Origin of the sequence: Porphyromonas gingivalis ATCC 33277 (genome assembly GCF_000010505.1) — a bacterium.
Classification (GTDB): Bacteria; Bacteroidota; Bacteroidia; order Bacteroidales; family Porphyromonadaceae; genus Porphyromonas; species Porphyromonas gingivalis.
On record NC_010729.1, the window covers coordinates 1,782,291 to 1,805,888 of the forward strand.

A 23,598-nucleotide genomic window follows, 5' to 3' on the forward strand; every position below is an offset into this window, starting at 1 on the left:
GTCGATTATTTGAGTGAATTAATGTCCAGTTGCCGGGGTTGCTGAGCCTCATGCTTGTGCTCCGTGCCGGCATATACATACAGATTGCCAATGATCTTGGCACCCAAGCGATTCTTGGGGAGCATACCCTTTACCACCTTGCGGAAGAGGTATTCGGGGCCTTTGTTCATCAAGTCACGAGGTGTGAACTGACGTTGTCCGCCGGGATAGCCCGTATGGCGGAGATAAATACGACCGTCCCACTTATTACCGGAGAGAACGATCTTGTCTGCGTTGATAACGATCACGTTATCGCCACAATCAACATGCGGGGTGAAGTTGGGCTTGTATTTGCCGCGCAGGAGCTTTGCCACCTTGGCACACATACGGCCAAGTGTCTGTCCTTCAGCATCTACAATGACCCATTCCTTCGTAACAGTTGCTTTGTTCGCAGAAATGGTCTTGAAGCTTAAAGTATCCACTGCTTGTTTTTTTGTTGTTAGTAATTTGGTGAACGATCATCTTTTCTGTCGATTCGGCCGGTGCATCAGGAGCTTTACGCACGGACACTGGGCTGCTCCTCTCGGACAAAAACGCACTGAAAATCAAACCGTTCGGCACTATTTGATAATAATCAGCGCGGCAAAGGTACATTATTTTCAGCAAATTTCGGACATCGTGTCGCTCTGCACATTCCACAAATAAATGCAAACAGATTATGTAGTGAAGGATATCGGCATCATTTTAAGCTCTACGAACGACTTTTCATTTCCTCGATTTGGCAAGCTATTTGCCTCTTCCAACGCATCGAAATGCTTCTCGTATGCATCTTCGTTGCCGTGGAAGGCGTGATGCCCGAGCTTCGTGTGCCGCTAATTGCCGATATAGGCGTGGGAGCTAATTGGCTCGAAGTACATTAGCCGTTCAGTGGCTCGATCGCTCGACTGACAATCGAGTTTCGACCGCTATCGGTATCAAAAACGAAGGGTGCATAGAGATCATCCATGCACCCCTTTTAACATTTCGAAATTTCCATGAAGGACTTAGAGGTTTAATCCTATGCCAATATTGTTGTCGATAAGTTTAATGAAGGTTCGATCCTTTTGCTGGTAGTCATTGATCCTTTTTCCGAACATGCAAGACGTAAGATCGGTTCCTGCCATAAAGTAAACGGCCTTATTAATGTGGTATTGCAGATGCATCCCGAGACCAAACTCCAGTCCCGACCTCGTCTTGCGCTGCTTATCCCAAGTCTGCGAAGTAGAATTGTAAATTTGCTCATGACGACTCATCCATGCCATTCCGACTTCTGTAGAGAAGATGAAATTAAAATTTTTGATAGGGCGTATAGGAATGGCTATTCTATTATATGCTCCGACAACGTAAAACGCATAATTCAAGGTATTTTCTTTGCCGGACATATCGACATAATAACCCGGAGAGGGAGATAAGAAACGAAATGCTACGCCGGTTGCATTCTCTTTCTTACTTGGTGTCAAGCCCAGATAAATTGCACCAGACAAAAGTCTATCGTTAGCAGATGTATACCCATACATCAGGTTGGTAGTTGAACCTGCAATATATCCCTGTCCCAGCCTAACAGAAAAATCAAATCGTGACTTCTCTGTATTATTTTCTTGTGCAAAGGTATAGGTACCGGAAAAAGAAAGAGCACAAAGAAGTACTAATGTCGACTTAAACAAATGTTTCATCATAGTTTGCTTATATTAGTTAGAAATACTGATATGCCTGATTCTTATTAAAAGAAATTCTCATCTTCTACAGACATTTGCGAGTAATTGTATGATTCGTAATAAGTGCTGCAGCTAAAAATCTTCTAATACAAATCAGGTCAATTGCTCAAATTTATGGCAAAGGTAGACGTTCTTTTTTTCTGCCAATTTTTTTGCAGAATTTTTGTCTCTGTGCACATCCCGTTTTTCAAGTACAAGCACAACAGTCGTTGGCAGGAGAAAAAAGATTTGGCTAATTTTGTCTTCCGAAAAGCATTGCTCCGAACAATGGATTCCCCCCCCGTGTATTGGAAACGAGCAATTAACTGAAAAAAGAGAGTATTATTTTAGTATGCCACACATCCATAAACTACCGGCTATGCCCCATCACCTGACATCAAGCCCGAATAGGCTCCTATTCGGACACCTCAGCACAACGATAGTCCTCGATCCGGTCCGAGATTGTAGAGCGGAATCGTGCAACTACATCGAATCACATGCAAAAGGATAGCATCTTGACATAGACCGATCACACATATTATACATACTGCACCCGTCGGAGTTCTCCGTAGAACTCGGCGGGTGTTTCTTTTATATCAGCATCGGAAAAGGCTTTTTTGAGCCTGCGATTTATATACAAATCACTTACGATCTATATATATATCAAAAACGATTTATATATAAAACGAAAACGATTTGTATACAAATTGAAAACACTTTATATACAGATCGTTGTACGGCTTGTTTTAAGTGGAATTTCGATCTATGGCAGTTCCTTTTCCCTCCACTTTTACCTCGCTTTTCTCCTCTCTACAGATGCTTATTTGGAATCATCCCAAACTCATCTTCGTTGTTGAAAACTTTTTTGGCGTATGATTATTGAGAGAGTCACTACTTTCGGAATCACTCTTTTTTCCTCTCATAGAAGACCCGATAATGTACCACCGGCTGAATTTTGGACACAAAAAAAGCCTTGCAGAAGTCTGAACTGCAAGGCTTTTTGTTTTGATTTTCTCAATCGAGGACAAACCCCTCCGGCAGGAAATCCGAGACGTCTCGTCCAAAGGAGATCAACTCGCGTACGGCACTCGAGCTGATGAAAGAGAGACGCGTGTCGGTACAAAGCAGAACGGTATCCACTCCCGAAAGATGGCGATTCAGGTCGGCCAAAGTACGCTCGTACTCAAAATCAGACCCTGAACGAATACCTCGCACCAAAGCAGTGGCTCCGGTTTGGCGCACGAGATCGACCGTAAGCCCACTATAAGTAATCACCCCGATAGCAGGACGGGAAGCATAGTAGCGGGCTATCTGCTCTTGTCGCCGTTCTGCGGAGAAGAGCGTGCGCTTCTGTTCATTGATACCGATAGCGATGATCACCTCATCGAATATGGCCAGCGAGCGTTCGACGATGTCGGCGTGGCCGCGTGTGAAAGGGTCGAACGAACCGGCAAAGAGGGCGATATTCTTTTTCATATTTGATTCTTGAGAAACCGGGAGGATCGCTTAAAGCACATCCTCATCCACGACTAAGTTGTCAATGATAAACTCCTGACGCTCGCTCGTATTCTTTCCCATATAGAAAGTGAGCAGTTCCTTGATCTTATCCTCGCGCTTGAGGCTGACCGGCTCGAGACGGATATTCTCCTCGTCGATCAAATCCTTGAATTGCTCCGGAGAGATTTCTCCCAATCCTTTGAAGCGGGTGACATCGGCTTTCTTGCCCAGCTGCTTCAGCGCGGCTTGCTTCTCGGCCTCACTATAGCAGTATATATCCGTCACCGGCTTAGGCATATCGGATTCCTGTTTCTTGCGTCCGCGTTTGGGGGTGGCTCCGAAGGTTTGTTTTTTGGATTCGGGCGGAAGGAAAACGCGGAAGAGAGGTGTTTCGAGGACATAGACATGCCCCTTGCGCACAAGGTCAGGGAAGAACTGAAGAAAGAAAGTGATGATCAGCAAGCGAATATGCATACCATCATCATCGGCATCAGTGGCAATGATCACACGATTGTAGCGCAGGCCGTCCAACCCTTCCTCGATATTCAGAGCTGCCTGCAAGAGGTTGAACTCCTCGTTCTCATAGACCACCTTCTTGGTCAGACCGAAACAGTTGAGCGGCTTACCACGCAGGCTGAACACGGCCTGATAGTTGGCATCCCGACACGTAGTAATAGAGCCGCTGGCCGAATTACCCTCGGTGATGAAAATGCTGGTACGCTCCGGTTCCTTCGCCTTGGGATCGTTGAGGTGGACGGTGCAGTCACGCAGTTTTTTGTTGTGCAGATTGGATTTCTTAGCTCGTTCGCGTGCCAATTTGGTGATGCCGCTCATCGCTTTGCGCTCGCGTTCGCTCTGCTGGATCTTGCGCAGCATCTCCTCCGCCGTTTCGGTATGGATATGCAGATAGTCGTCCAGTTCTTTCTTCAGGAAGTCGCCCACGAATTTTTGTATCGTAGGCCCATCCGGCCCCATATCACGGCTGCCGAGTTTGGTCTTGGTCTGACTCTCGAAGACAGGCTCTTCCACTTTGATACTGATAGCTGCGGCCATGCCGCTACGAATGTCGCTGTATTCGAAATTCTTGGAGTAGAACTCTTTGATCGTACGGGCTACGGCCTCACGGAAAGCACTCAGATGCGTCCCCCCTTGTGTCGTATTCTGACCGTTCACAAAGCTGTAGAACTCATCGCCGTACTGCTGCGTATGGGTGACGACGATCTCAATATCCGTATCGCTCAGGTGAATGATCGGATACAGTGCATCGCCCGTCATATTCTCGGCCAGGAGATCTTCCAAACCTTTGCGACTGAGGAATTTCTTCCCGTTGTAGAAGAATGACAATCCCGTATTCAGGAAAGTATAGTTCTTGATCATCGAAACGACGAACTCCTCCTGATACCGATAGTTGCGAAAGAGACTGTCGTCGGGCGTAAACCGCACTTCGGTACCGGAAGGCTCACCGGAAGGGACAGGATCGGTCTCCTCCAAGAGTTCGGCACGACTGTACCGTACGCGTTTGGTTTGTCCATCGCGCCATACCGTGACGACAAATTCGGTGGAGAGAGCATTGACAGCTTTGATGCCGACACCGTTCAGTCCGACGGATTTCTTGAAAGCTTTGGAATCGATTTTGCCCCCCGTATTCATCTTACAAGTGGCATCCACCAGCTTGCCAAGGGGGATACCGCGCCCGTAGTCACGAACGGTAACGGTACCATTCTCGATCGTAATATCGATGCTCTTGCCGGCACCCATGACAAATTCGTCCACAGAGTTGTCCAGCACCTCTTTCAGCAGCACATAGATACCGTCATCGGCATGAGAGCCATCGCCCAGCTTACCGATATACATCCCGGGACGACGGCGAATATGCTCGTCCCATTCCAGCGTCTTGATGTCGCTCTCGATATACTCTGTCTGCAACTGTTTTTCTTGCTCCATAGCGTTCTAAATGAGGCCTAAAAGTACAATAAAATGTTGTGAACCGTGACCGATGCTTCGGTCTCTCCATGCTTGCCGATCTTCACGACCCGGCTCTTGACGGATTAAGTTCTGCATAGGAATAATTGTTAAAGGGTTAACATGATAATGAAAAGTTGTCAGTCCGTGAAGACCCCCGAGGAGTCCCTGTCGAGACCCCCGGGGAGTCTCCTATGGGATCCCTGAGGAGTCTCGGGTGGGACCCCTAAGGGGTCTCGGGAGGGATCCCTGAGGGGTCTTGGTGGAGATCCCTGAGGGATGTGGATTCCCTAAGAAAGGGGAAGACGAAACTCCTCAAATATGATTCGCCCGAACAATGGGAGAGGATCTTATCTCCCACACATATACTCTGCCGGTACAGGCTATCCCCTGTGCCGGCAGAGTACATTATAATATATGCGGGGTTGCTCTCCGTTCGCATTATGTAGTAAATTTGCGACATGAAAGAAACTAACGCGGGAAGCGTATATAGTCCGGAGTTGATAGAATTTGCCACAGTGGGCGTTAAGTTCTGCGCTCTCGTCGAACAGGCAGCAGCTCACCGAACTACGGATTTCATCGACAAAGCTTCCAAAGTACTGCCCCTTCTCTATCTCAAGACAGCTCTTTTACCTCCATACGAATACAGCGAAGAAGTGGACTTCGTGGAGGAATACATCACGGAAGAATCCTACGAACAGGTACGCTCTGCCGTAGAGTCACTGTTGGGGTCATACGACTCTTTCCTCGATGCGCGACACAGCGATATGCAATACAGCGACACTCCCGTAGGAGCAAGTATAGGGGAATGTTTGGCCGACGTATATCAGCAGGTGGGCAATCTGCTCGGAGTCGTACGCCAATCGAACGACAGAGCCATCCCTCAAGCCATCGGCCGCTGCCTCACCTACTTCGGCGAATACTGGGGCAATCGGCTCTTGGCTGCAGCCGGTGCTCTGCACGAGTTGCGGTACAGTGAGGTGTATAGGACTTGGGAAGAAGAGGAGAGGGCTGAAGACTGACCCTCAAGTACTGCCCTATGGCATATATAACAATAGAATCATGGTAGCCAGTATAGATAAAGAAGCCGTTGCCGGCATGGAGGCAGAGATATTCCCCGGCACGATCCACCTGATCGACAAACCCCAAGCCATCCCCGAAGCCATAAGGCTGCTATCGGCCAGTCGCACGATCGGCTTCGACACGGAGACCCGCCCTTCTTTCGTCCGCGGTGCTCGTCCGTCCGTAGCTCTGATGCAGATGTCCACAGAAACGGACTGCTTCCTCTTCCGACTCAATATGATAGATATACCGGAGGAACTGCAACAGCTACTGGAGAATCCCGGCATACTCAAGGTAGGACTGAGCCTGAGCGATGACATGACGGTGATCAGACGGCGCAAACCGATCGAACCGGCAGGATTCGTCGAGCTGCAACGGCTCTGCCCTGCATATGGCATCCGCGATGCCAGTCTCCAGAAGATATACGCCATCCTTTTCGGCAGACGCATCAGCAAATCCCAACGGCTCACCAACTGGGAGGCACGCACGCTGACCGCAGCCCAGCAGTCCTATGCCGCACTCGATGCCTGGGCTTGCCTGCGCATATTCAATCAGCTTATGACACTTCCCACCCCTACCCCTGTACAATTCGCCCTCTTATGACAGCCCTACCCTCCATCACGCTACTACCGAACAAAGAGGAATCCGTCAGACGATTCCATCCGTGGATCTTCTCCGGTGCCATAGCATCGATAAGCGGCAATCCTGCCGAAGGAGATCCGGTTCGCATCTTTTCCTCCAAACACGAACCTCTCGGAGTCGGCCACTATGAGAAAGGAAGCATAGCCGTGCGGATGCTTTCCTTCGATGTCGATACGGTACTCGATGTCTCTTTCTGGGAAGAACGGCTCTCTGCCGCTTTCCGACTGCGTTCGGCTTTGGGGCTGATCCGCTACGATGATCCGAGATCAAAGAATACGGCCTATCGCTTGGTGCATGGAGAAGGAGATGGCCTTCCCGGCCTTATTATAGATGTATATGGACATACGGCCGTGATGCAGGCACACAGCGTAGGTATGCACCACGCACGAACGGATATAGCGAAGGCTCTTATAGCGACGACTGCAGGCTTGGTAGATGCCGTTTATTACAAGTCGGACAGTACTCTACCATTCAAAGCCGGACTGGAATCGGCCGATGGCTTCCTGATCGGTTCAGCACAAGCAGAAGCAGAGTACGAAAACGGACTTCTCTTCCTGCCCGACTGGATCAAAGGACAGAAGACGGGGTTCTTTATCGACCAGCGAGAGAACAGGGCCTTGCTGGAGGAGTATGCCTCCGGACGCAAGGTGCTCAATATGTTCTGCTATAGCGGTGGTTTCTCCCTGTATGCAATGAGAGGAGGAGCATACAAGGTACACTCGGTGGATAGCTCGGCCAGAGCCGTGCATCTGTTGGAGAAAAATATGGCACTGAATTTTGCCGGAGACGATCGTCACGAATCTTATGCCGCCGATGCTTTCCATTTCCTTGACGAGATGGCTGTCGGAGCTTATGATCTGATCGTACTGGATCCACCGGCTTTTGCCAAACATCGCAAAGTGCTGCGCAATGCGCTGATAGGTTACCGCAAACTGAATGCGGCAGCTTTTCGCAAGATTGCTCCGGGAGGCGTGCTCTTCACCTTCAGCTGTTCGCAAGCGGTCAGTCGGGAGGAATTCCGTTTGGCGGTCTTTACCGCAGCAGCATCGGCCGGCAGAAAGGTGCGAATACTGCATCAGCTTACCCAACCTGCCGATCACCCCATCAACATCTATCATCCGGAAGGCGAATACCTGAAAGGGCTTGTTCTCTACGTAGAATAACTACATCGAGGAATAAAAGTCCCGGCCCTATGCCTCATGCCGTCCTTGGTGGGAATAAAGGATCAATGGTAACGATCGTAAAGCCGCTCCAATTCGCCTGACAAGCGAAGCCGATCGAACCAACTATTGAGACTGTCCTGCAAGGAGGTTGCACTTCGGCGCACCAACCATGCCTGTCGCAGTTCGAAAGAGAGCGGTACACTGCAGTCCAACGCAGGGAGGAGTTGCCCCAACTTCTTAGCTTCATGTTGGTTACAGACGGTCAGATCGATGTCGCCCGATGCCACCATCATGGCTAATTGCTCTGCAGAATAAGTGGGATCGGTTCGTATATATATACTATCCCCGATTTCCTCGGACAGGTGTTTGACGAACAACCTCGCCGGAGAGCCTTCCGGAATGGTCACCGTCCGTCCGGACAAATCGATCTGGCGACGAATCAGAGCAGTATCGGATCGACGTTGTACCAGATAAAGCCGTCCAAGGTGTATCGGACGAAGAAAGCGGTAGTGGACGGTGTCCGTTACAGCCGTCAGCGGAATGTCTTGTGCAATGATGTCGCATGCACCTCGTCGCAACCTTTCAAGGCTCTCTTTCCAATTCTTTTCCAGACCGATTTCTATCCGAATGCCACTGATTTCCGATAAACGACGTGCCACATCGTAAACAAAGCCGGCGGTGGAATCCTGTCCCACATAATAGTCTCTGTCATTGTATCGGGCAATGATCCTCAGCACTCCTTCTCGGTGAATATCAGGATAATCACGCAACGAATCGACAGCGTCCCCACCGGCAGCCCCTCCTCTACCACAGTGGCGCAAAGCAACCATCACGATAAGGACAGAGATCAGTAAAACGCCGTAGAGAGCAATCTGTTTCTTCATTTCCATTTATTTATTGAAGTCGATGGCAATACCCATACGCAGACCACGAGGGTTGTACGGCGTATGCACCAAAGAGAAACGCTTGCTATCCATGAAAGCTTCAGCCAGATTGTACATTTCAAAGAAGAAACGTGAGCGCTTGAGGTGGATATTCACATAAGCATTCATCAGAGGGAAAGACCCTCCCACCTTTATCTCTTGTTGCGTGGTGAATTGCTGTACGGCGGGTTCATAATACGGAGCATAGTAGGAGGAATGAATGCGAGCATCCACTCCCGTCTGTATACGCATCACCTTGGTACTGCTCGGCAGACGGAAGTCCAAATAGAGATTGCCATAAGCCGCCAGCTTCGGCAAAGGTAAAGCCGTACGGTTGCTACTTGTTTGATAAGCCGCTTCCACTTCCCATCCCAAAGCACCCCATCGGTAGGCATGTGCTATCCGCCCTTCGAGGACTTGTATGGGAGAAGAGACCTGTTGGGGGAAAGCCGTATGGTCGAAATATATATAGTTCTTGAGCGTAGCGGATTGCAACGTCAAGGTCGTACCCCAGTCCTTCAGACAAAGAGAGCCACCCAATCTGAGTTGCTGGATGAAATCGAACGATTCGTCCCACCAGTGCACAGTACCATGATGATGACGCAGAAAGTAGCCCGGACGAGTATTGAGAAGTTGCCCCCAAGCTTCCATTTCCGTCTTCCGACGAAGGAGATCGAACGCTGTACTTAATCGTCCTCTGAGTTTGAATGCTCCGGCATCGCTCCCGACAACCGACAGCTCTCCATCGGCTGCAAAGTTGAGATATTTCCCCCCTCGTCGGCTGATCTCTCCCCCGACATAAGTGCTGAACTCCCTGTCCGTAGGGGGTACACCGACTACTGAATCTTGTAGCGTATAAAACCTATTCTCCAACCTGACATAAGCCGTCAGGCCGAACTTGGCCCAGCGATGGAAACCTTCCCGCAAAGAAAGAGCCAGCGTATTGTGGTACTCTTCCATACGAGTGGTGTCGTTCGGCAGCGTGATCACCTCTCCGGCATCATTCAGTCGTTTGATAAACAGATTGGGATAAATCGAATCGTCCAAAGGATTCTTGACCTTGAAGCGACGGCGACTTTTGGTATAATTGAAAGTGTGGGAAATACTACCCACGGGCACGAATACCATCGTATCGATCAAATGGGGAGCCTCGAATTCATTGCCATCATAATACTCGGTCTGTCCCTCACGATAGAAACCGAGGTTGTAGCGATGGGTCAGACGAGCCGTTCCTTGCCGAAGCGAATTGAACATATTATTGCCGGGAAACTTCACCGGAATATCCGTCGATACGAATTCGTTCGTTCCATTGGCAAAATTACCCGGATGGATCACATAGTCATCATTCGTAATCCCCCCATTCTCTGTCATCAGATAGTAATTGTTGCCCACATAAGCATAGGCTTCGTAACGGTCGGAACGGTAACTGCCGAAGAAACGGTAGGAGATGGCTTTCGTCTTGTTGGAGTTGTAGAAACCGTTGCTGTAGATATAATCCACATCGTTACCAATGTTGATTCGCTTGCCTATATTCAAAGCCAAAGTAGAACGCAGCTCTTCCTCTCGCGTCTGATTGTCGCCATGCCGGAGATAGAGCACCTGAGTGGTAGGACTCTTGGTATCGTAGAATCGGGCTGTAAAAGGATCTATCAGCATACCGTGAAGCCCGTACATATACATGAACTGCGGATGATAGAGCGGACGATCGAAGAACATCTTGCTCTCCCACGGAGAGTTCAGATTGCCCAAATAACCGATGGCAAGCGAACGTCCTTCGGCTTTCACTCGATTGTAGAAACCGAGCATAGCCGTATCGATGTGAGAGCGCAAGAGATCGCCCGTATTGGGATTCAACGTATAGACCTTGAGTTTATCCCCCCGAGCGATCTGCTCTTCTTCGGTAGGTTCCTTTACCTCCTTGTCTTCGAAATCAAACTGATAATCATGTTGTGCAAGAACGGGAATCACTGCAAACCACAGCGATACCACAGCACAAACAATTCTCCTGATACTTCCAGCCATCAACATAGTCACATTACCAGCCACCGGAGGCTCCACCGCCGCCGAAGCTACCTCCACCGAAGCCACCGCCGCCAAAACCACCTCCGAACCCTCCACTACGGCCTCCACGACCAAGTAGCGAACCCAGCAGGATACCTGTAGCAGCGGCTTCAGCATCATTATTGTCTCGGTACTCTTGGGTATGATTCTCTCCGCAGTACAGACAGCGCCATTCCTTGCGGATCATCATCCCTCTATCGGTACGCACACGCTTCTCTCCCATGTAACGCAGGGCAACCGTTCCACAGTTTGGACACCGCTTGTACGATGTCCCCGGATGATCGTAACCTATTATCTGTGTATGGTCGCAGGAAGAGCAAGCATAGACTCTGAAGTCCCGACTCTTGAGTTTATGCTCCATCTGCTGAGAGGGACTGAGATAACGATCTTCCTCCAAACTTTGATCAAGCAGATGTACCGAATGCTGATGGCAGCACGGACACACAGCCATCTCTTTCTTCAGTTTGTTCTGTCGCGATTTGATGATGGCCATCACCACAATAAATCCCGGAGGGAAAAGTAGCAAAAAGACACATCCCAGCATCGATATTCGCCTGCGAAGGAATTCATATTCCTCCACTGCCGTTGCTTGTGGATATTGCCTGCGATATGAAGTCAGCTGATAGAGTACCGAGGCCGAAGCGAGGAGCATAAAGAAGCAATAGAATATAAATATGGTACCCCAGCTCACTCTGGAAACAGCAGACCGATCTCCTCCGTCAGGCTTCACATCATAGGATCCGTCCAATACCTGCTGAACGGCAAGAACTCCCTCGGACAAACCTTCGGCATAGTTCCCCGATCGAAAATGAGGGATCATGCGATCATGTATGATACGGCTCAGCAGACCATCGGGCAAGTAACCTTCCAGACCATAGCCCGTCTCAAAGCGTACCCGCCGCTGATCCAGCACGAGTACGAGGAGGAGGCCGTTGTTGTTCTTTTTATTACCGACTCCCCATTGACGTGCCAGCTTCAAGGTAAAATCCTCCAATGGAGCATCACCGATAGACGGAAGAGTAACGACGGCAAACTCAACGGCATGACTGTTGCGGATGGCTCGCAGCCGTCCGTTCATCACCTCCTCCTGTGCATTGCTGAGCAAGCCTGCTTCGTCCGTCACGAGTCGAGTGCTATCGGCAAGTTGGACGTTAGGTACATCTTCCGGCTTATATACCCGTTGCGCCGATACACATGGATGCAGCAGAAAGAAGAAAAAGGCCGTTAGGGAAAAAGGCCACACTGCAAGGCTCCGAAACCCGATCTTTGATGAACGCATCATTCGCAAGAGCGAAAAAGAGGACTAGAATTTTACCTGAGGGGCTTTCTCTGCACCCTCATCAGCCTTGAAGTAGGGACGCTGATCGAAATTCATCATACCCGCAATGATATTGGCCGGGAATCTGCGCACAGCCACGTTATATGTCTTGGCTATGGCATTGAAGTCCTGACGTGCTACCGTGATTCTGTTTTCCGTACCCTCAAGTTGCACTTGCAGATCGCGGAAATTCTGGTTAGCCTTGAGATCGGGGTAACGCTCCACCACGACCATCAAACGGGACAAGGCACTCGATAGCTGATCCTGTGACTGCTGAAACTTAGCCAAGTTCTCTTCCGTCAGATTGTCGGCATTGATATTCGCAGCAGTGGCTTTGCTACGTGCTTCGATCACGGCAGTAAGCGTTTCGCTCTCGTGAGCAGCATAGCCTTTGACGGTCTCTACGAGATTCGGGATCAAGTCCAAACGACGTTGATATTGGTTTTCCACTTGACTCCAAGCCGTATTGACGGCTTCCTGCTTGTCCACGAAGCCGTTGTATTTGAGCACACCCCAGCTAAATAGCAGGACAAAAACTGCAATAATGGCAATGATGATTACTGTTCCTTTTTTCATATTCATTCTATGTTTACGTTACTATTAGGTTTATCTGAATGTACTACTTACGACGTCTGACAGGCGTTTTGTCTTTCTTGACCGACCAGCCGAAATAGCCGAGAAAGTCCCCAAGCGAGAAGTATTCGCCATGCGAATATGCCAGCAGGTTTGCTTTCTCCATATCGAAAGAACCTGTCTCCGGGTTGATATATTGTTCGTCGGCACGGATATTGACCACATCGGCCATAAACATGTCATGGCTACCGAGTGGAATGACCTGCCGTACCTTGCACTCTATGCTGACCGGCGATTCGGCCACCAAAGGAGCTTTGATCAGCTTGGCCGGCTCCACGGTAAGGCCTGTCTCGGCAAACTTGTCATAGTCCTTGCCCGAACGGACACCGCACCAGTCCGTCTGTCTGGCCATGCCGACCGTAGTCAGGTTCAAACCGAACTCGCCACTCTCTTTGATGAGAGTATAGGAGTGACGCTCCGGGCGAATACTGACATAGCACATAGGCGGCTGGCTGCATATCGTCCCCACCCAACTGGCCGTAAGCAAATTATAATCCTCCGGCCGGGAGCCACAACTCACCAATATGGCCGGTAGCGGATAGATAAGTGTGCCGGGTTTCCAATCTTGTCTCATTGTTTCGTTCTTAGAAAACTTACGCGAACTATAGCAGCTCGATGCGGTCACCGGCTAGTTTTCGCTCGCAGTAGTCGCATCGAAGGGTGCACTGCTCGGCATCTATCACACGGAATCGGGTTTGCATCGGTTCGTTGTTCGTAATACACTTCGGATTCGGACAACGGACGAGACCCACAATCTCGTGTGGTACTTCCACCTGACGTTTTTCTACAACTTCATAGTCCCGAATAATGTTCAGGCGCACATTCGGGGCAATAAGAGCGATGCGGTTCAATTCCTCCTCTTCGAAAGTCTTGTCCTCTATCTTGATAACTCCTTTCGAACCATGGCTCCGACTGCGCAAATTGTTGCCGATGGTGATCCGCTTGTCCAAATCATCCAGTTGCAGGAGAGTAGCCACCTTGAACAGTTTCGTCGGGGGGATATGGTCTATCACGATGCCGTTTCTAATCGCGGCGACGAGCATTTCTTCCTTTTTCATTACAATATCTGCTTAGTTTGCAACGTCTATGCCGAGCACTTCACAAATGATGGACTGCCTCGTATAAAGCCCGTTCAGTGCTTGCCGGATAAAGTAGGCTTTGGGATTGTCATCCACATCATAGGCAATCTCCCCCACACGAGGTAGCGGATGCAGTACGCGCAGATTCGGACGGCTGTCGGACAGCATAGCGTTGGTCAGCACATAGACATCTTTGACCCGTTCATATTCCTCCAGATCCGTAAACCGCTCACGTTGTACTCGTGTCATGTAGAGAATGTCGCAGTTGTTGATCACCTCTTCGTCGAAATGTTTGGTTTCCGTATAAGGCAGATCATGCTCTCGACAAAACTGCTTGTATTCTTCCGGAAGAGACAGCTCTTCGGGAGCAACGAAGATGAAACGAGGGCGGAAGTGCGACATACCCTCTATCAGAGAATGGATAGTACGTCCATACTTGAGATCCCCTACCATAGCGATAGTCCTGTCATACAGCGTGCCCTGTGTTTTGCGAATGGAATAGAGATCCAATAAAGTCTGTGAAGGATGCTGGTTGGCTCCATCGCCGGCGTTGACTACCGGCACACGGCTTACCTCCGAAGCATAACGAGCCGCCCCTTCCAGATAGTGGCGCATAATAATCAGATCGGCATAGTTGCCCACCATGGAAATGGTATCCTTGAGCGATTCGCCTTTCGTAGAGCTGGAGGTGGATGCATCCGAAAAACCGATGATACGGCCTCCGAGGCGGTTCACAGCCGTCTCAAAACTCAGGCGCGTACGGGTAGAAGGCTCAAAGAAAAGAGTGGCTACGACCTTACCCTCCAAAAGGTGCCGATTCGGATTCTTTTCGAATAGCTCTGCCCGATCGAGAATGCGAAGAATGTCCTCGGCCGAACACTCGTCAATAGATACGATATGCTTCATCTTTTAAGGAGTATAATTGATTGAATGATATGGACGGAAGCAAAGCTCACTTCAAAGCGAAAGAAGCCTTAACCGTTATGCTTGCCGTCTTCATCTTGGAAGACGTATTGAACGAACCTCCCCAGCTATAGTCTTCGTTCGAGTTGAGCCCCACTATCTGGAACACGCCCATCGAAGAAGATAGCATCTTACCCACGGAGGAACCGCTCCCCTCCGCAATGACCGAAGCACGATTGAAAGCGTCTTCGGAGGCATTGCGCAGCATCTCCACCTTCAGATCATTGAGCTTGGTGTAGTAATAGGCCGGACGGTCGGAGGTAATCTCTACTCCCTGATTGATCAGCTCCGTTATATCGCGAGATATTTTCTCCACATGTTCGATGTCCTGTGAGGTCACCGTAACTGTCTGGCTGAGCAGATACCCGGCAAAGGTCCTGACGTTTTGTTCCTGCCGAGGATCGTAATAGTAGTTGTACTCTTTAGAAATGGCTACGCTTGAGAAGATATAAGACGAATCCGGCAGCTGCTTGTTTTTCAAATAGTCTGCCACCAATATCTGTTTTTCCTTCAAAGCCTTGTAGGCCGATTCGAGATCCATCATCTGGAGCTGGTACGAAGCAGTCCAAACGATCAGATCGGATTTGAAATTACGCTCGGCCATACCGGTCACAGTCACCGAAGGCTGAGAGCGGCGTAGCTGAGCGACACTGCGGCCAAGAGCATAAAGGCCCAATACGAAAGCCAAACCGGCGACGATCGTAATCCAAAGTTTTTCTTTTTTCATCACAAAGCACTGTATTGATTCTATATTACTACTTCTTATCGCCATAGAATACAGGATAAGCAAAGTAATGCGTTTCCCACCGACGAGTCCAGATATTGTATTCGCGCTCCATACCGACGGCAAAGCCGAATCGCTCGGAGACTTTCAGCTCAAGCGATCCACCGTACTGAGGGCCGAATCCATGCATCGGAACAGCCATATTGAGTCCTGAGCGCGTACTGCTGTAGAGAGGATAGCTGCCGAATCCATTGACAAAGACATTGTCCATCACTTCGTATCGAGCACTTCCTTTAAGCGAGAACGTTCTATTATCGAAAGCATTCCACTGTACCTGTCGATAATCGATACCGGTGGTAAAACTCAATCTCTCGGTGGCTTGCCAACGGAGTTGGCCATTGACAGCCGTCATAGGTATAAAGCCGAAATTCTGCTGCCAACCGCCTTGGACATGTGCCGTAAGATTTTGACTCAGCAAGAAGTCGGCACCTGCATTCCATCCGAAGTCCTTGCGCACACCGGTCAATAAATCATGGCCAAGACCGATATTGCCCGATGTATAAAAATGCATCCTATCGGTCGGTCGCCATGAAAGGACACCGGCAGCGTGGCGAGTTTGCAAGAGGGGCGAAACGAAATCCCGACGCTCTGCCGCGAAGTCGAGGTCCTCATTCAATTGCAAAGATGAGCGATGAGGCTTCAATCCATTGAGCAAAGCATCGGAAAGATGTTTGTCTCTAAACCTTTTCAGTGTAAGGGTATTCTGAAAAGAAGCGGGCTGGACGGGGTGATCAATGGAGAGAAGAGGAGTCTGCTCCACTATGCTGCTATTCGGCACTGGCTGAACCGTAGAGAGACTATCCTTTTTCTCTTGCGCCATCGCAGAGAAAAGACCTACCACGAATATCAACCCGAACAGGACGGTTCTCGAACGACGGATAAGACACCGGATTATCATGAGTCTTGCATAATTTGATATACCGCAAAGATAAATTATTATAGGTACAACAGACATACCGTACAGGCCCTAAAGGTTATCCCCAATCTACGAGACGAAGCAGACAGGAGGAGGAAAAGAAAGGCTAAGCCGACAAAAGAGAAGAAAAGTGTAGCAGGCATCATCTCACAGCCGATCGGTTTACGTGCCGGAATTTTCGTGTTTGCAGTTTGGAAAAACGTGGCGCGTAAACTTTTTCGCTTTGGCGCGAGAAGTAAAAAAATCTCGAACCAAAACGAAAAAATTCCGGCACCACCTTCTTCAGAAAAGACGCGCCGCAATCAGAGGATTTTCGGCTCGTATCGGTGGGATAGCGGTTGATGGATATTGACTCGATAGTAGAGCTGCCCTCCAACGGCAGTCCTAAGAAAAACTCGATAAAAAAAGCACTATTCTCATTGCCGGGCATCGAAGAGATCGTCAAGGACGAACCGAATGAAAACCAATGAGATCTCATCGTCTTCTTCGACAAAATAACCGATCGTTCCATCCGCCAACAGAGTCATATCCGAGTAGGCACTCGATCCTGAATTGACAACAACGGGAGCGGACCAGCGGCCGGAGACATGATCGAAGAGATAGACAGCCCCATCGCGACGCCCATCCGGGCCGAGAGGCAGGGAGTGCAGCATTTGATTCCTTCCATTCCTTTTCACTTGAAGCATAGCTCCATTACAGCCGGGGTCATGGATGCCCTCGAACTGCTTGGCTCTCTCCCAAGTAAGGCCATCGTCGGAGGAGAGAGCGAAGAAACGCTGTCGGCTCTCCTGCCTTCCCTGATTGCGTACGCTCATCAGTACCCTGCCATCAGGCATCAATGAGAGCTTTGCCTCGTCGCCACGGTGGTATGCACAGTCGGAAAGCTGCCATGTACCTCCCTCGTCGTCGCTATAGAGGACATAGTTGTTCAGGACGTACTCCTGCCCTGATTCGCGGATGGCAGCCACAAACATGACACGACCGGATGGAAGCACAAGCCCTTGTCCCGAAGCACAAAAGGAGGCCAACCAGCGACTGCGTCCCGGATCGGCACAATCCTTGCCGAAGATGAAATGGGTTATATCCCGAGGAGGCGACCAGGTGAGGCCTTCGTCCCGACTTTCCGATATATAAGTGCGCTGAGGACGATCGGGGGTAGACTGCCACAAGCCTACTCCACCGACAAAGATCATCAGGAGCTTTCCTGCTTGAGTTTGCACCAGGGCTACATCGCCAAAGCCATGATTGCGTCCCTCTCCCTGTACGATAATCCGGGGATCGCTCCACGATTTCCCTCCGTCCGTACTGCGCCGCATGACTATATCTATATCCTCCGGCAGATCCGTCTGATTATATTTTCGTCTGTCGGCCATCGCTATGAGTGTTCCATTGGCCGTTTTCAAAATGGACGGGATACGATAGTTGCGCGATCCGCCATCACCGGGTACAAAGAGGGCCTCATACTCCCTATACAGACGACGGGAGGCAGGCGACAGCTCTTTCAACGGCAAAGGACGGCCATCGACAGCCAGCTCTTCCACACGGGCAGTCAGCGTATCGGATCGGGAAAAAGAAGCGACAGGCCCTATATCCGCAGCCAAATAAAAGAAGCAGCGTCCGGCTACCGAATCCGCAGAAAGGGCTGTGGTACGATCTTCCTTTGAGATCGGGAAGCTATCGTAAGAGACTCGCCCTTTGTAGTCCGGCAAGTCGCGCACCGCTAAAGAATCACTCACAAGGAGATATAGGGCGGTGACTTTTTCCTCCGTTTCTTTCGGAAGAGAGAATCCGATACGAATCTGTTTTGCACCCGGAGGAAGGGATTCACTTAAGGCTACCTTCACCAGCGTTCGGCGCACTTGGTTCGGCGCCACTCCATGGCTGTCCCCCCACATAGTGACTTCCTGTCCAGAGAGGTGCATCATCGCCATGAGACAACAAAAAACGACAAGGCAGACATAACGTCGAGTCTTCGCCAAAAGAGTATTATTAGCCATTGAAAACTATTTTATACCATTTTGGGAATCAAAGTTATGAAATCAGAGCAGTTGCGTCCGCGCAAGGCATTGGGACGAACATACGATCTGCCCGAAGCCCTTTATAAATAGACATATTTAGGAGAAAAACGTCCCAATATCCATGAAATACTCTATATATTTGCCTTGCCTAAGGCAAGGATAATACCTCTGTATTGACGCAGTTCGAACAAAGGCGCTATCCAGAGAAAGGCGCACAAACCAAAACAGATCCATCCGCTTTCCTTCGTTGCCCTACGACGAAATGAAAATGGAAGACACGCTTTTTTCTTCCAACCTCGGATAATGGCAGCTACAAACCCTCCGGCCGAATTGGCAATGAGATTTTGAAAACATGAGATCAGTACAAATACTAACCATTTTTCACAAACCAAAAACTAACCAGTTATGAAAAGAAAACCGCTATTCTCAGCCCTTGTAATCCTTTCCGGCTTCTTCGGATCGGTTCACCCGGCCTCAGCACAGAAAGTTCCTGCACCCGTCGATGGCGAGCGCATTATCATGGAGCTAAGTGAGGCCGATGTGGAGTGTACAATCAAAATAGAAGCCGAGGATGGCTATGCCAACGACATTTGGGCAGACCTCAACGGAAACGGCAAGTACGATTCGGGGGAGAGGCTCGATTCAGGTGAGTTTCGTGATGTTGAGTTCAGACAAACAAAGGCCATCGTCTATGGCAAAATGGCCAAATTCTTGTTTAGAGGTTCTTCTGCAGGAGACTATGGTGCTACCTTTATAGATATTAGCAATTGTACCGGCCTGACTGCTTTCGACTGCTTTGCCAATCTGCTGACAGAACTCGATCTGTCCAAAGCAAACGGTCTGACTTTTGTAAACTGCGGCAAAAACCAGCTGACCAAGCTTGACCTGCCCGCAAATGCGGACATTGAGACGCTGAACTGCTCCAAAAACAAGATAACGAGTCTCAACCTATCGACCTATACCAAGCTGAAAGAGCTTTATGTGGGCGACAACGGGCTGACAGCCTTGGATCTCTCCGCCAATACGCTCCTCGAAGAGCTGGTGTATTCTAACAACGAGGTGACTACGATAAACCTGTCTGCCAATACGAACTTGAAAAGCCTGTATTGCATAAACAATAAGATGACCGGACTCGATGTCGCAGCCAACAAAGAGCTGAAAATACTCCACTGCAACAACAATCAGCTGACCGCCCTCAATCTCTCGGCCAATACCAAGCTGACGACTCTAAGCTTCTTCAACAACGAGCTGGCAAATATCGATCTCTCCGGCAACACGGCTTTGGAGTGGCTTTTCTGCAACGGCAATAAGCTGACGAAGTTGGATGTATCTGCCAACGCCAATCTGATAGCACTGCAATGCAGCAACAACCAGCTGACTGCTCTGGATCTGTCAAAAACGCCGAAACTGACAACGTTGAATTGCTACTCCAACCGGATCAAAGATACCGCCATGCGTGCATTGATCGAAAGCCTGCCTACGATCACTGAAGGAGAAGGCAGGTTCGTTCCTTACAACGACGATGAAGAAGGAGGAGAAGAGGAGAACGTGTGTACAACCGAACACGTGGAAATGGCCAAGGCCAAGAATTGGAAGGTACTTACCTCGTGGGGAGAGCCTTTCCCCGGAATAACGGCTTTGATTTCCATCGAAGGTGAGAGCGAATATTCCGTATATGCTCAAGATGGCATCCTCTACCTCTCCGGTATGGAGCAGGGCTTGCCCGTTCAGGTATATACTATGGGAGGAAGCATGATGTACTCATCTGTCGCTTCCGGATCAGCCATGGAAATACAGCTCCCGAGAGGTGCGGCCTATGTAGTACGCATCGGCAGCCATGCGATCAAAACCGCGATGCCGTAAACGGATTTTACCCAACGATCAAGGGCTGTGCCAATGGAAGATATTCCGAGAGGCACAGCCCTTTCTTTTTCACCATGAACCGGTGACAATGTGCTTAGGCCGAGGAAGAGAGAGATTCGGTAAGCAATTCGCCCAATAGTGAACGAAGGACAGCCATCGAGGGAAGGACAAGCGATGCACCGGCATCCCACAAATCGGCATCGGGCAAGCAACCTGTATTCACCGCAATGGTAAAGATACCGGCATCGACAGCAGCACGAACTCCCAGCGGAGCATTCTCTACCACAAAAGCCTCGGAAGGCGACATCCCCACGCACTCCAATGCCTTGAGATAAGGCTCCGGATGAGGTTTTCCACGGTGTACATCGGCACCTGTCACCATGTTCGCAGGACTGAAGTTGTCGCCATAACTTCTTTGCAAACGCTGCAATATATCAGTCTGGGACGAACCTGTCACCAGCATGATACGCAAGCCCCGGTCACAAACGTCCGACACCAGAGCCGGAGCATCGTCGATCACGCTTCCGGAATTGTACAAAGCGAAGAGTTGACTCTTGCGCCCGTACATATCGGCTATTTCTTTTTCTGTCGGCAGTCGTCCGTATCCCCGTTCGAACAGGATCTTGATGGTATCGCTACCCTTCTGTCCTTCCCAGCGATAGAAATCCAGCGGCTCCGCAGCGATACCGCATTCTCCGGCAGCCTCCACCCAACTCCGTGCATGTGCCGGCATGGAATCGAACAGCACTCCGTCCATATCGAAAAAGCACGAACGGAGAGGGGCATGCCGGTATGCCTTCTCTGTGCGGAAAGCCTGTAATGCTTCCGTTATGTTATTGTAGTCCATCGACTCTTTTTTCTCCATTAGCTTATGACACTCCAGTCTTCCTCCTTGGGGAAAAGTTTGTTCAGACGAAGGGCCAGCATTTGATTGTCGGGATGGCGAAGTTCGGGGTCGCGCTCCAGTAGTTGCTCCGCTATACTTCGGGAAAGAGCTATCAGCTCCGTATCTCGTGCGGGATTGGCTATCCGAAGGCTGATCTGACGACCGCTCTGGCGCGTACCCTCCAAGTCGCCGAAACCACGAAGGCGCATATCTTCCTCTGCTATTTCGAATCCATCGTTCGTCTCCACCATCACCTGAATACGCCGACGCGAATCCTCTCCTGTTTTCGTTCCCGTGATCAGGATGCAATAGCTTTGCTCTCCTCCGCGGCCTACACGTCCTCTAAGCTGGTGTAGCTGCGACAGGCCGAAACGATCGGCATTCTCCACTACCATCACCGTAGCATTGGGGACATTCACTCCGACTTCGATAACCGTCGTAGCCAACAAGATACGGGAGCGACCGCTGACGAAGTCCGCCATACGTGCCTCCTTTTCCTTGGCTTTCATCTTGCCGTGCACCATCGTCACGCCCTCATCGGGGAAAATGGAAGAGAACAGCTCGAAGCCATCTTCAAGATTCTTCAGATCGGTCGTCTCCGACCCCTCGATCATCGGATACACCACATATACCTGCCGGCCTGCGGCAAGCTGAGATCGCAGGAAACGAAAGACAGGAGCCATATCGTTGTCGAAGTGGTGGAGCGTCTGTATGGGCTTACGGCCGGGAGGCAATTCGTCAATGATGGAAATATCCAGATCGCCGTATAACGTCATGGCCAATGTACGAGGTATGGGGGTGGCACTCATAATCAGAATATGGGGCAGAGTGTCGAGGTTCTTTTCCCACAAGCGGGCTCGCTGCTGTACGCCGAATCGGTGCTGCTCGTCTATGACAGCCATTCCCAAACGATGAAAGGCCACTCCCTGTTCCAATAGGGCATGCGTACCGACGACGATGGAGAGCGAGCCATCGGCCAGACGCGGAAGCAAGCGTTCCCGCTGACGTGCGGTACAGCTTCCGATGAGCAAACCGACTTCTATGCCAAGCGGTCGCAACAGTTCGGACAGGGTATGATGATGCTGTCTGGCGAGAATTTCGGTCGGAGCCATCAGGCAAGCCTGACAGCCATTGTCCAGAGCCAACAGCATGGACAGCAAGGCTACCAAAGTTTTACCGCTACCCACATCGCCCTGCACTAGTCGGTTCATTTGATGTCCGCTGAGGGTATCCTGCCGGATCTCCCGTACCACCTTTTTCTGCGCACCGGTCAGTTCGAAAGGCAGATGTTCCTTGTAGAATGTATTGAACAAGGCTCCCACTTGAGCAAAAACAATTCCCTGAAAACGCGCTTTACGCTCCAGCTTGCTGCCGATCAGATGCAGCTGCACATAGAACAGCTCTTCGAACTTGAGTCTTGTACGGGCAGCTTCCAGCTGTGCCACCCCCTGAGGGAAATGAATCTGTCTGATGGCTTCCTGATAGGAGACGAACCCATAAGACGAAAGGATGTAAGGCGGCAATGTCTCGGTCAGTGTGGCTGATACCTGATTGAGGAGTACGTACAGGAGTTGCTGGAGCTGTTTGCTGCCCAGCCCCATACTCTTCATGCGCTCTGTGGTGTGATAAATCGGAGTCAGTCCGCCGGCTACCTGCTCTGCCTTCTCCTCCGCATCTATTTCGGGATGTGCTATGTTATAGCCGGAAGCGAAGAAAACAGGCTTGCCGAAAACGATATATCGCCGTCCTTCCTGCAGTTTGTCGCGTATGTACTTGATACCCTTGAACCAAACCAGCTCTATGCTTCCCGTACCGTCCGAGAAAGTAGCCGTCAGCCGCTTGCGCCGTCCTTCGCCCACCTCGGAGAAGTTGCGAAGGACACCGCGCAGTTGGATATAGGGCATATCGGAGCGTATCTCCCGTATGGCATAAAATCGACTCCTATCGACATAGCGAAAGGGGAAATAATGGAGAAGATCCAGATAGGTACGTACTTCTATTTCCTCCTTCAGTACTTCCGCCCGCTTCGGCCCTACGCCGGTCAGGTAAGTGATTTTGGTCGATAGGATATCCATCTGCCAGAAGATAGGGTATCGGGTGCGTTAATGGGCTGCGG

The 23,598-nt window shown here is 50.1% G+C and carries 22 protein-coding genes; 5 read left to right on the forward strand and 17 right to left on the reverse strand.

Features of this window, described 5'->3' with window-relative positions; translation table 11 throughout:
* Nucleotides 1-5: 5 nt before the first annotated feature.
* The 4 genes from rplM to PGN_RS07600 form a co-directional block, all read right to left on the reverse strand.
* Nucleotides 6-461, reverse strand: a complete 456-nt coding sequence (gene rplM, locus PGN_RS07580) for a 50S ribosomal protein L13 (RefSeq protein WP_005873830.1) — start codon at nucleotides 459-461, stop codon at nucleotides 6-8.
* Nucleotides 462-1,022: 561 nt separating this feature from the next.
* Nucleotides 1,023-1,694 (reverse strand): hypothetical protein, encoded by a 672-nt coding sequence (locus tag PGN_RS07585; RefSeq protein ID WP_230847012.1) that lies wholly within the window; start codon nucleotides 1,692-1,694, stop codon nucleotides 1,023-1,025.
* A gap of 1,032 nt (nucleotides 1,695-2,726) precedes the next feature.
* Entirely contained in the window at nucleotides 2,727-3,188 is a 462-nt protein-coding gene (coaD, locus tag PGN_RS07595) for a pantetheine-phosphate adenylyltransferase (protein ID WP_005873821.1), read from the reverse strand.
* 30 nt (nucleotides 3,189-3,218) lie between these two features.
* Entirely contained in the window at nucleotides 3,219-5,153 is a 1,935-nt protein-coding gene (locus tag PGN_RS07600; RefSeq protein WP_004584896.1) for a DNA topoisomerase IV subunit B, read from the reverse strand.
* A gap of 479 nt (nucleotides 5,154-5,632) precedes the next feature.
* Here PGN_RS07600 and PGN_RS07605 point away from each other — a divergent pair, with 479 nt between their 5' ends.
* From PGN_RS07605 to PGN_RS07615, 3 genes are read left to right on the forward strand one after another with little or no spacing between them, the layout of a single operon-like run.
* On the forward strand, nucleotides 5,633-6,193 hold the full coding sequence (locus tag PGN_RS07605) for a DUF5063 domain-containing protein (protein WP_012458393.1): 561 nt from the start codon (nucleotides 5,633-5,635) through the stop codon (nucleotides 6,191-6,193).
* A 40-nt stretch (nucleotides 6,194-6,233) separates the two neighbouring features.
* Nucleotides 6,234-6,836 (forward strand): 3'-5' exonuclease, encoded by a 603-nt coding sequence (locus PGN_RS07610; RefSeq protein WP_005873829.1) that lies wholly within the window; start codon nucleotides 6,234-6,236, stop codon nucleotides 6,834-6,836.
* Nucleotides 6,833-8,038 carry a class I SAM-dependent rRNA methyltransferase gene (locus PGN_RS07615; RefSeq protein WP_012458394.1) on the forward strand — a complete coding sequence of 402 codons (1,206 nt, stop codon included), beginning with the start codon at nucleotides 6,833-6,835 and terminating at the stop codon, nucleotides 8,036-8,038. The genes PGN_RS07610 and PGN_RS07615 overlap by 4 nt, the downstream gene beginning before the upstream one ends.
* Nucleotides 8,039-8,100: 62 nt before the next feature.
* Here PGN_RS07615 and PGN_RS07620 read toward each other — a convergent pair whose 3' ends face one another.
* From PGN_RS07620 to PGN_RS11985, 10 genes are all read right to left on the reverse strand, one after another.
* Nucleotides 8,101-8,922, reverse strand: a complete 822-nt coding sequence (locus PGN_RS07620; protein ID WP_230847013.1) for a transporter substrate-binding domain-containing protein — start codon at nucleotides 8,920-8,922, stop codon at nucleotides 8,101-8,103.
* A gap of 6 nt (nucleotides 8,923-8,928) precedes the next feature.
* Nucleotides 8,929-10,989, reverse strand: a complete 2,061-nt coding sequence (locus PGN_RS07625; protein WP_051892403.1) for a putative porin — start codon at nucleotides 10,987-10,989, stop codon at nucleotides 8,929-8,931.
* A gap of 7 nt (nucleotides 10,990-10,996) precedes the next feature.
* A complete protein-coding gene (locus PGN_RS07630; RefSeq protein WP_230847014.1) occupies nucleotides 10,997-12,304 on the reverse strand; it encodes a TPM domain-containing protein in 1,308 nt (435 codons plus the stop codon).
* 21 nt (nucleotides 12,305-12,325) lie between these two features.
* Nucleotides 12,326-12,922, reverse strand: coding sequence for a LemA family protein (locus tag PGN_RS07635; RefSeq protein ID WP_004584889.1), 597 nt, complete (start codon nucleotides 12,920-12,922; stop codon nucleotides 12,326-12,328).
* Nucleotides 12,923-12,959: 37 nt separating this feature from the next.
* Nucleotides 12,960-13,547, reverse strand: a complete 588-nt coding sequence (locus PGN_RS07640) for a flavin reductase family protein (protein ID WP_012458398.1) — start codon at nucleotides 13,545-13,547, stop codon at nucleotides 12,960-12,962.
* Between the two features lie 28 nt (nucleotides 13,548-13,575).
* Complete coding sequence (gene pyrI / locus PGN_RS07645; protein WP_004584887.1) at nucleotides 13,576-14,031, reverse strand: aspartate carbamoyltransferase regulatory subunit; 456 nt, start codon at nucleotides 14,029-14,031, stop codon at nucleotides 13,576-13,578.
* A gap of 12 nt (nucleotides 14,032-14,043) precedes the next feature.
* Entirely contained in the window at nucleotides 14,044-14,958 is a 915-nt protein-coding gene (gene pyrB / locus PGN_RS07650) for an aspartate carbamoyltransferase (RefSeq protein ID WP_012458399.1), read from the reverse strand.
* 46 nt (nucleotides 14,959-15,004) lie between these two features.
* Nucleotides 15,005-15,742: an SIMPL domain-containing protein gene (locus tag PGN_RS07655; protein ID WP_012458400.1), complete on the reverse strand. Its 738-nt coding sequence runs from the start codon at nucleotides 15,740-15,742 to the stop codon at nucleotides 15,005-15,007.
* Between the two features lie 28 nt (nucleotides 15,743-15,770).
* The gene (locus tag PGN_RS07660; RefSeq protein WP_173032061.1) at nucleotides 15,771-16,697 is read right to left on the reverse strand and encodes a hypothetical protein; all 927 of its coding nucleotides are present in this window, start codon (nucleotides 16,695-16,697) and stop codon (nucleotides 15,771-15,773) included.
* A 180-nt stretch (nucleotides 16,698-16,877) separates the two neighbouring features.
* Nucleotides 16,878-16,970, reverse strand: a complete 93-nt coding sequence (locus PGN_RS11985) for a DUF1661 domain-containing protein (protein ID WP_230493959.1) — start codon at nucleotides 16,968-16,970, stop codon at nucleotides 16,878-16,880.
* Here PGN_RS11985 and PGN_RS10740 point away from each other — a divergent pair.
* The gene (locus tag PGN_RS10740) at nucleotides 16,939-17,067 is read left to right on the forward strand and encodes a DUF1661 domain-containing protein (protein ID WP_230491671.1); all 129 of its coding nucleotides are present in this window, start codon (nucleotides 16,939-16,941) and stop codon (nucleotides 17,065-17,067) included. The two genes, PGN_RS11985 and PGN_RS10740, sit on opposite strands and share 32 nt — an antisense overlap.
* Before the next feature lie 64 nt (nucleotides 17,068-17,131).
* Here PGN_RS10740 and PGN_RS07665 read toward each other — a convergent pair whose 3' ends face one another.
* The gene (locus PGN_RS07665) at nucleotides 17,132-18,712 is read right to left on the reverse strand and encodes a sialidase family protein (RefSeq protein ID WP_012458403.1); all 1,581 of its coding nucleotides are present in this window, start codon (nucleotides 18,710-18,712) and stop codon (nucleotides 17,132-17,134) included.
* A 426-nt stretch (nucleotides 18,713-19,138) separates the two neighbouring features.
* Here PGN_RS07665 and PGN_RS07670 point away from each other — a divergent pair, with 426 nt between their 5' ends.
* Complete coding sequence (locus PGN_RS07670) at nucleotides 19,139-20,596, forward strand: leucine-rich repeat domain-containing protein (protein WP_012458405.1); 1,458 nt, start codon at nucleotides 19,139-19,141, stop codon at nucleotides 20,594-20,596.
* A 94-nt stretch (nucleotides 20,597-20,690) separates the two neighbouring features.
* On the opposite strand, the gene PGN_RS07675 is transcribed toward PGN_RS07670, so the two are convergent.
* Nucleotides 20,691-21,461, reverse strand: coding sequence for an HAD family hydrolase (locus PGN_RS07675; RefSeq protein ID WP_039417386.1), 771 nt, complete (start codon nucleotides 21,459-21,461; stop codon nucleotides 20,691-20,693).
* Nucleotides 21,461-23,557, reverse strand: coding sequence for an ATP-dependent DNA helicase RecG (recG, locus tag PGN_RS07680; RefSeq protein ID WP_012458407.1), 2,097 nt, complete (start codon nucleotides 23,555-23,557; stop codon nucleotides 21,461-21,463). Before recG ends, PGN_RS07675 begins: the two co-directional genes overlap by 1 nt.
* Nucleotides 23,558-23,598: the final 41 nt, after the last annotated feature.

Bases quoted from the DNA above. Each gene is read 5' to 3' on its own strand.
- PGN_RS07615 (WP_012458394.1), top strand. From the start codon at position 6,833: ATGACAGCCCTACCCTCCATCACGCTACTACCGAACAAAGAGGAATCC.
- PGN_RS07675 (WP_039417386.1), bottom strand. From the start codon at position 21,461: ATGGAGAAAAAAGAGTCGATGGACTACAATAACATAACGGAAGCATTA.
- PGN_RS07665 (WP_012458403.1), bottom strand. From the start codon at position 18,712: ATGGCTAATAATACTCTTTTGGCGAAGACTCGACGTTATGTCTGCCTT.
- PGN_RS07635 (WP_004584889.1), bottom strand. From the start codon at position 12,922: ATGAATATGAAAAAAGGAACAGTAATCATCATTGCCATTATTGCAGTT.
- PGN_RS07655 (WP_012458400.1), bottom strand. From the start codon at position 15,742: ATGAAAAAAGAAAAACTTTGGATTACGATCGTCGCCGGTTTGGCTTTC.
- PGN_RS07620 (WP_230847013.1), bottom strand. From the start codon at position 8,922: ATGAAGAAACAGATTGCTCTCTACGGCGTTTTACTGATCTCTGTCCTT.
- pyrI (WP_004584887.1), bottom strand. From the start codon at position 14,031: ATGAAAAAGGAAGAAATGCTCGTCGCCGCGATTAGAAACGGCATCGTG.
- PGN_RS07640 (WP_012458398.1), bottom strand. From the start codon at position 13,547: ATGAGACAAGATTGGAAACCCGGCACACTTATCTATCCGCTACCGGCC.
- pyrB (WP_012458399.1), bottom strand. From the start codon at position 14,958: ATGAAGCATATCGTATCTATTGACGAGTGTTCGGCCGAGGACATTCTT.
- recG (WP_012458407.1), bottom strand. From the start codon at position 23,557: ATGGATATCCTATCGACCAAAATCACTTACCTGACCGGCGTAGGGCCG.
- PGN_RS07585 (WP_230847012.1), bottom strand. From the start codon at position 1,694: ATGATGAAACATTTGTTTAAGTCGACATTAGTACTTCTTTGTGCTCTT.
- PGN_RS07630 (WP_230847014.1), bottom strand. From the start codon at position 12,304: ATGATGCGTTCATCAAAGATCGGGTTTCGGAGCCTTGCAGTGTGGCCT.
- PGN_RS07625 (WP_051892403.1), bottom strand. From the start codon at position 10,989: ATGTTGATGGCTGGAAGTATCAGGAGAATTGTTTGTGCTGTGGTATCG.
- PGN_RS07605 (WP_012458393.1), top strand. From the start codon at position 5,633: ATGAAAGAAACTAACGCGGGAAGCGTATATAGTCCGGAGTTGATAGAA.
- PGN_RS07660 (WP_173032061.1), bottom strand. From the start codon at position 16,697: ATGATAATCCGGTGTCTTATCCGTCGTTCGAGAACCGTCCTGTTCGGG.
- PGN_RS07600 (WP_004584896.1), bottom strand. From the start codon at position 5,153: ATGGAGCAAGAAAAACAGTTGCAGACAGAGTATATCGAGAGCGACATC.
- coaD (WP_005873821.1), bottom strand. From the start codon at position 3,188: ATGAAAAAGAATATCGCCCTCTTTGCCGGTTCGTTCGACCCTTTCACA.
- PGN_RS07610 (WP_005873829.1), top strand. From the start codon at position 6,234: ATGGTAGCCAGTATAGATAAAGAAGCCGTTGCCGGCATGGAGGCAGAG.
- PGN_RS07670 (WP_012458405.1), top strand. From the start codon at position 19,139: ATGAAAAGAAAACCGCTATTCTCAGCCCTTGTAATCCTTTCCGGCTTC.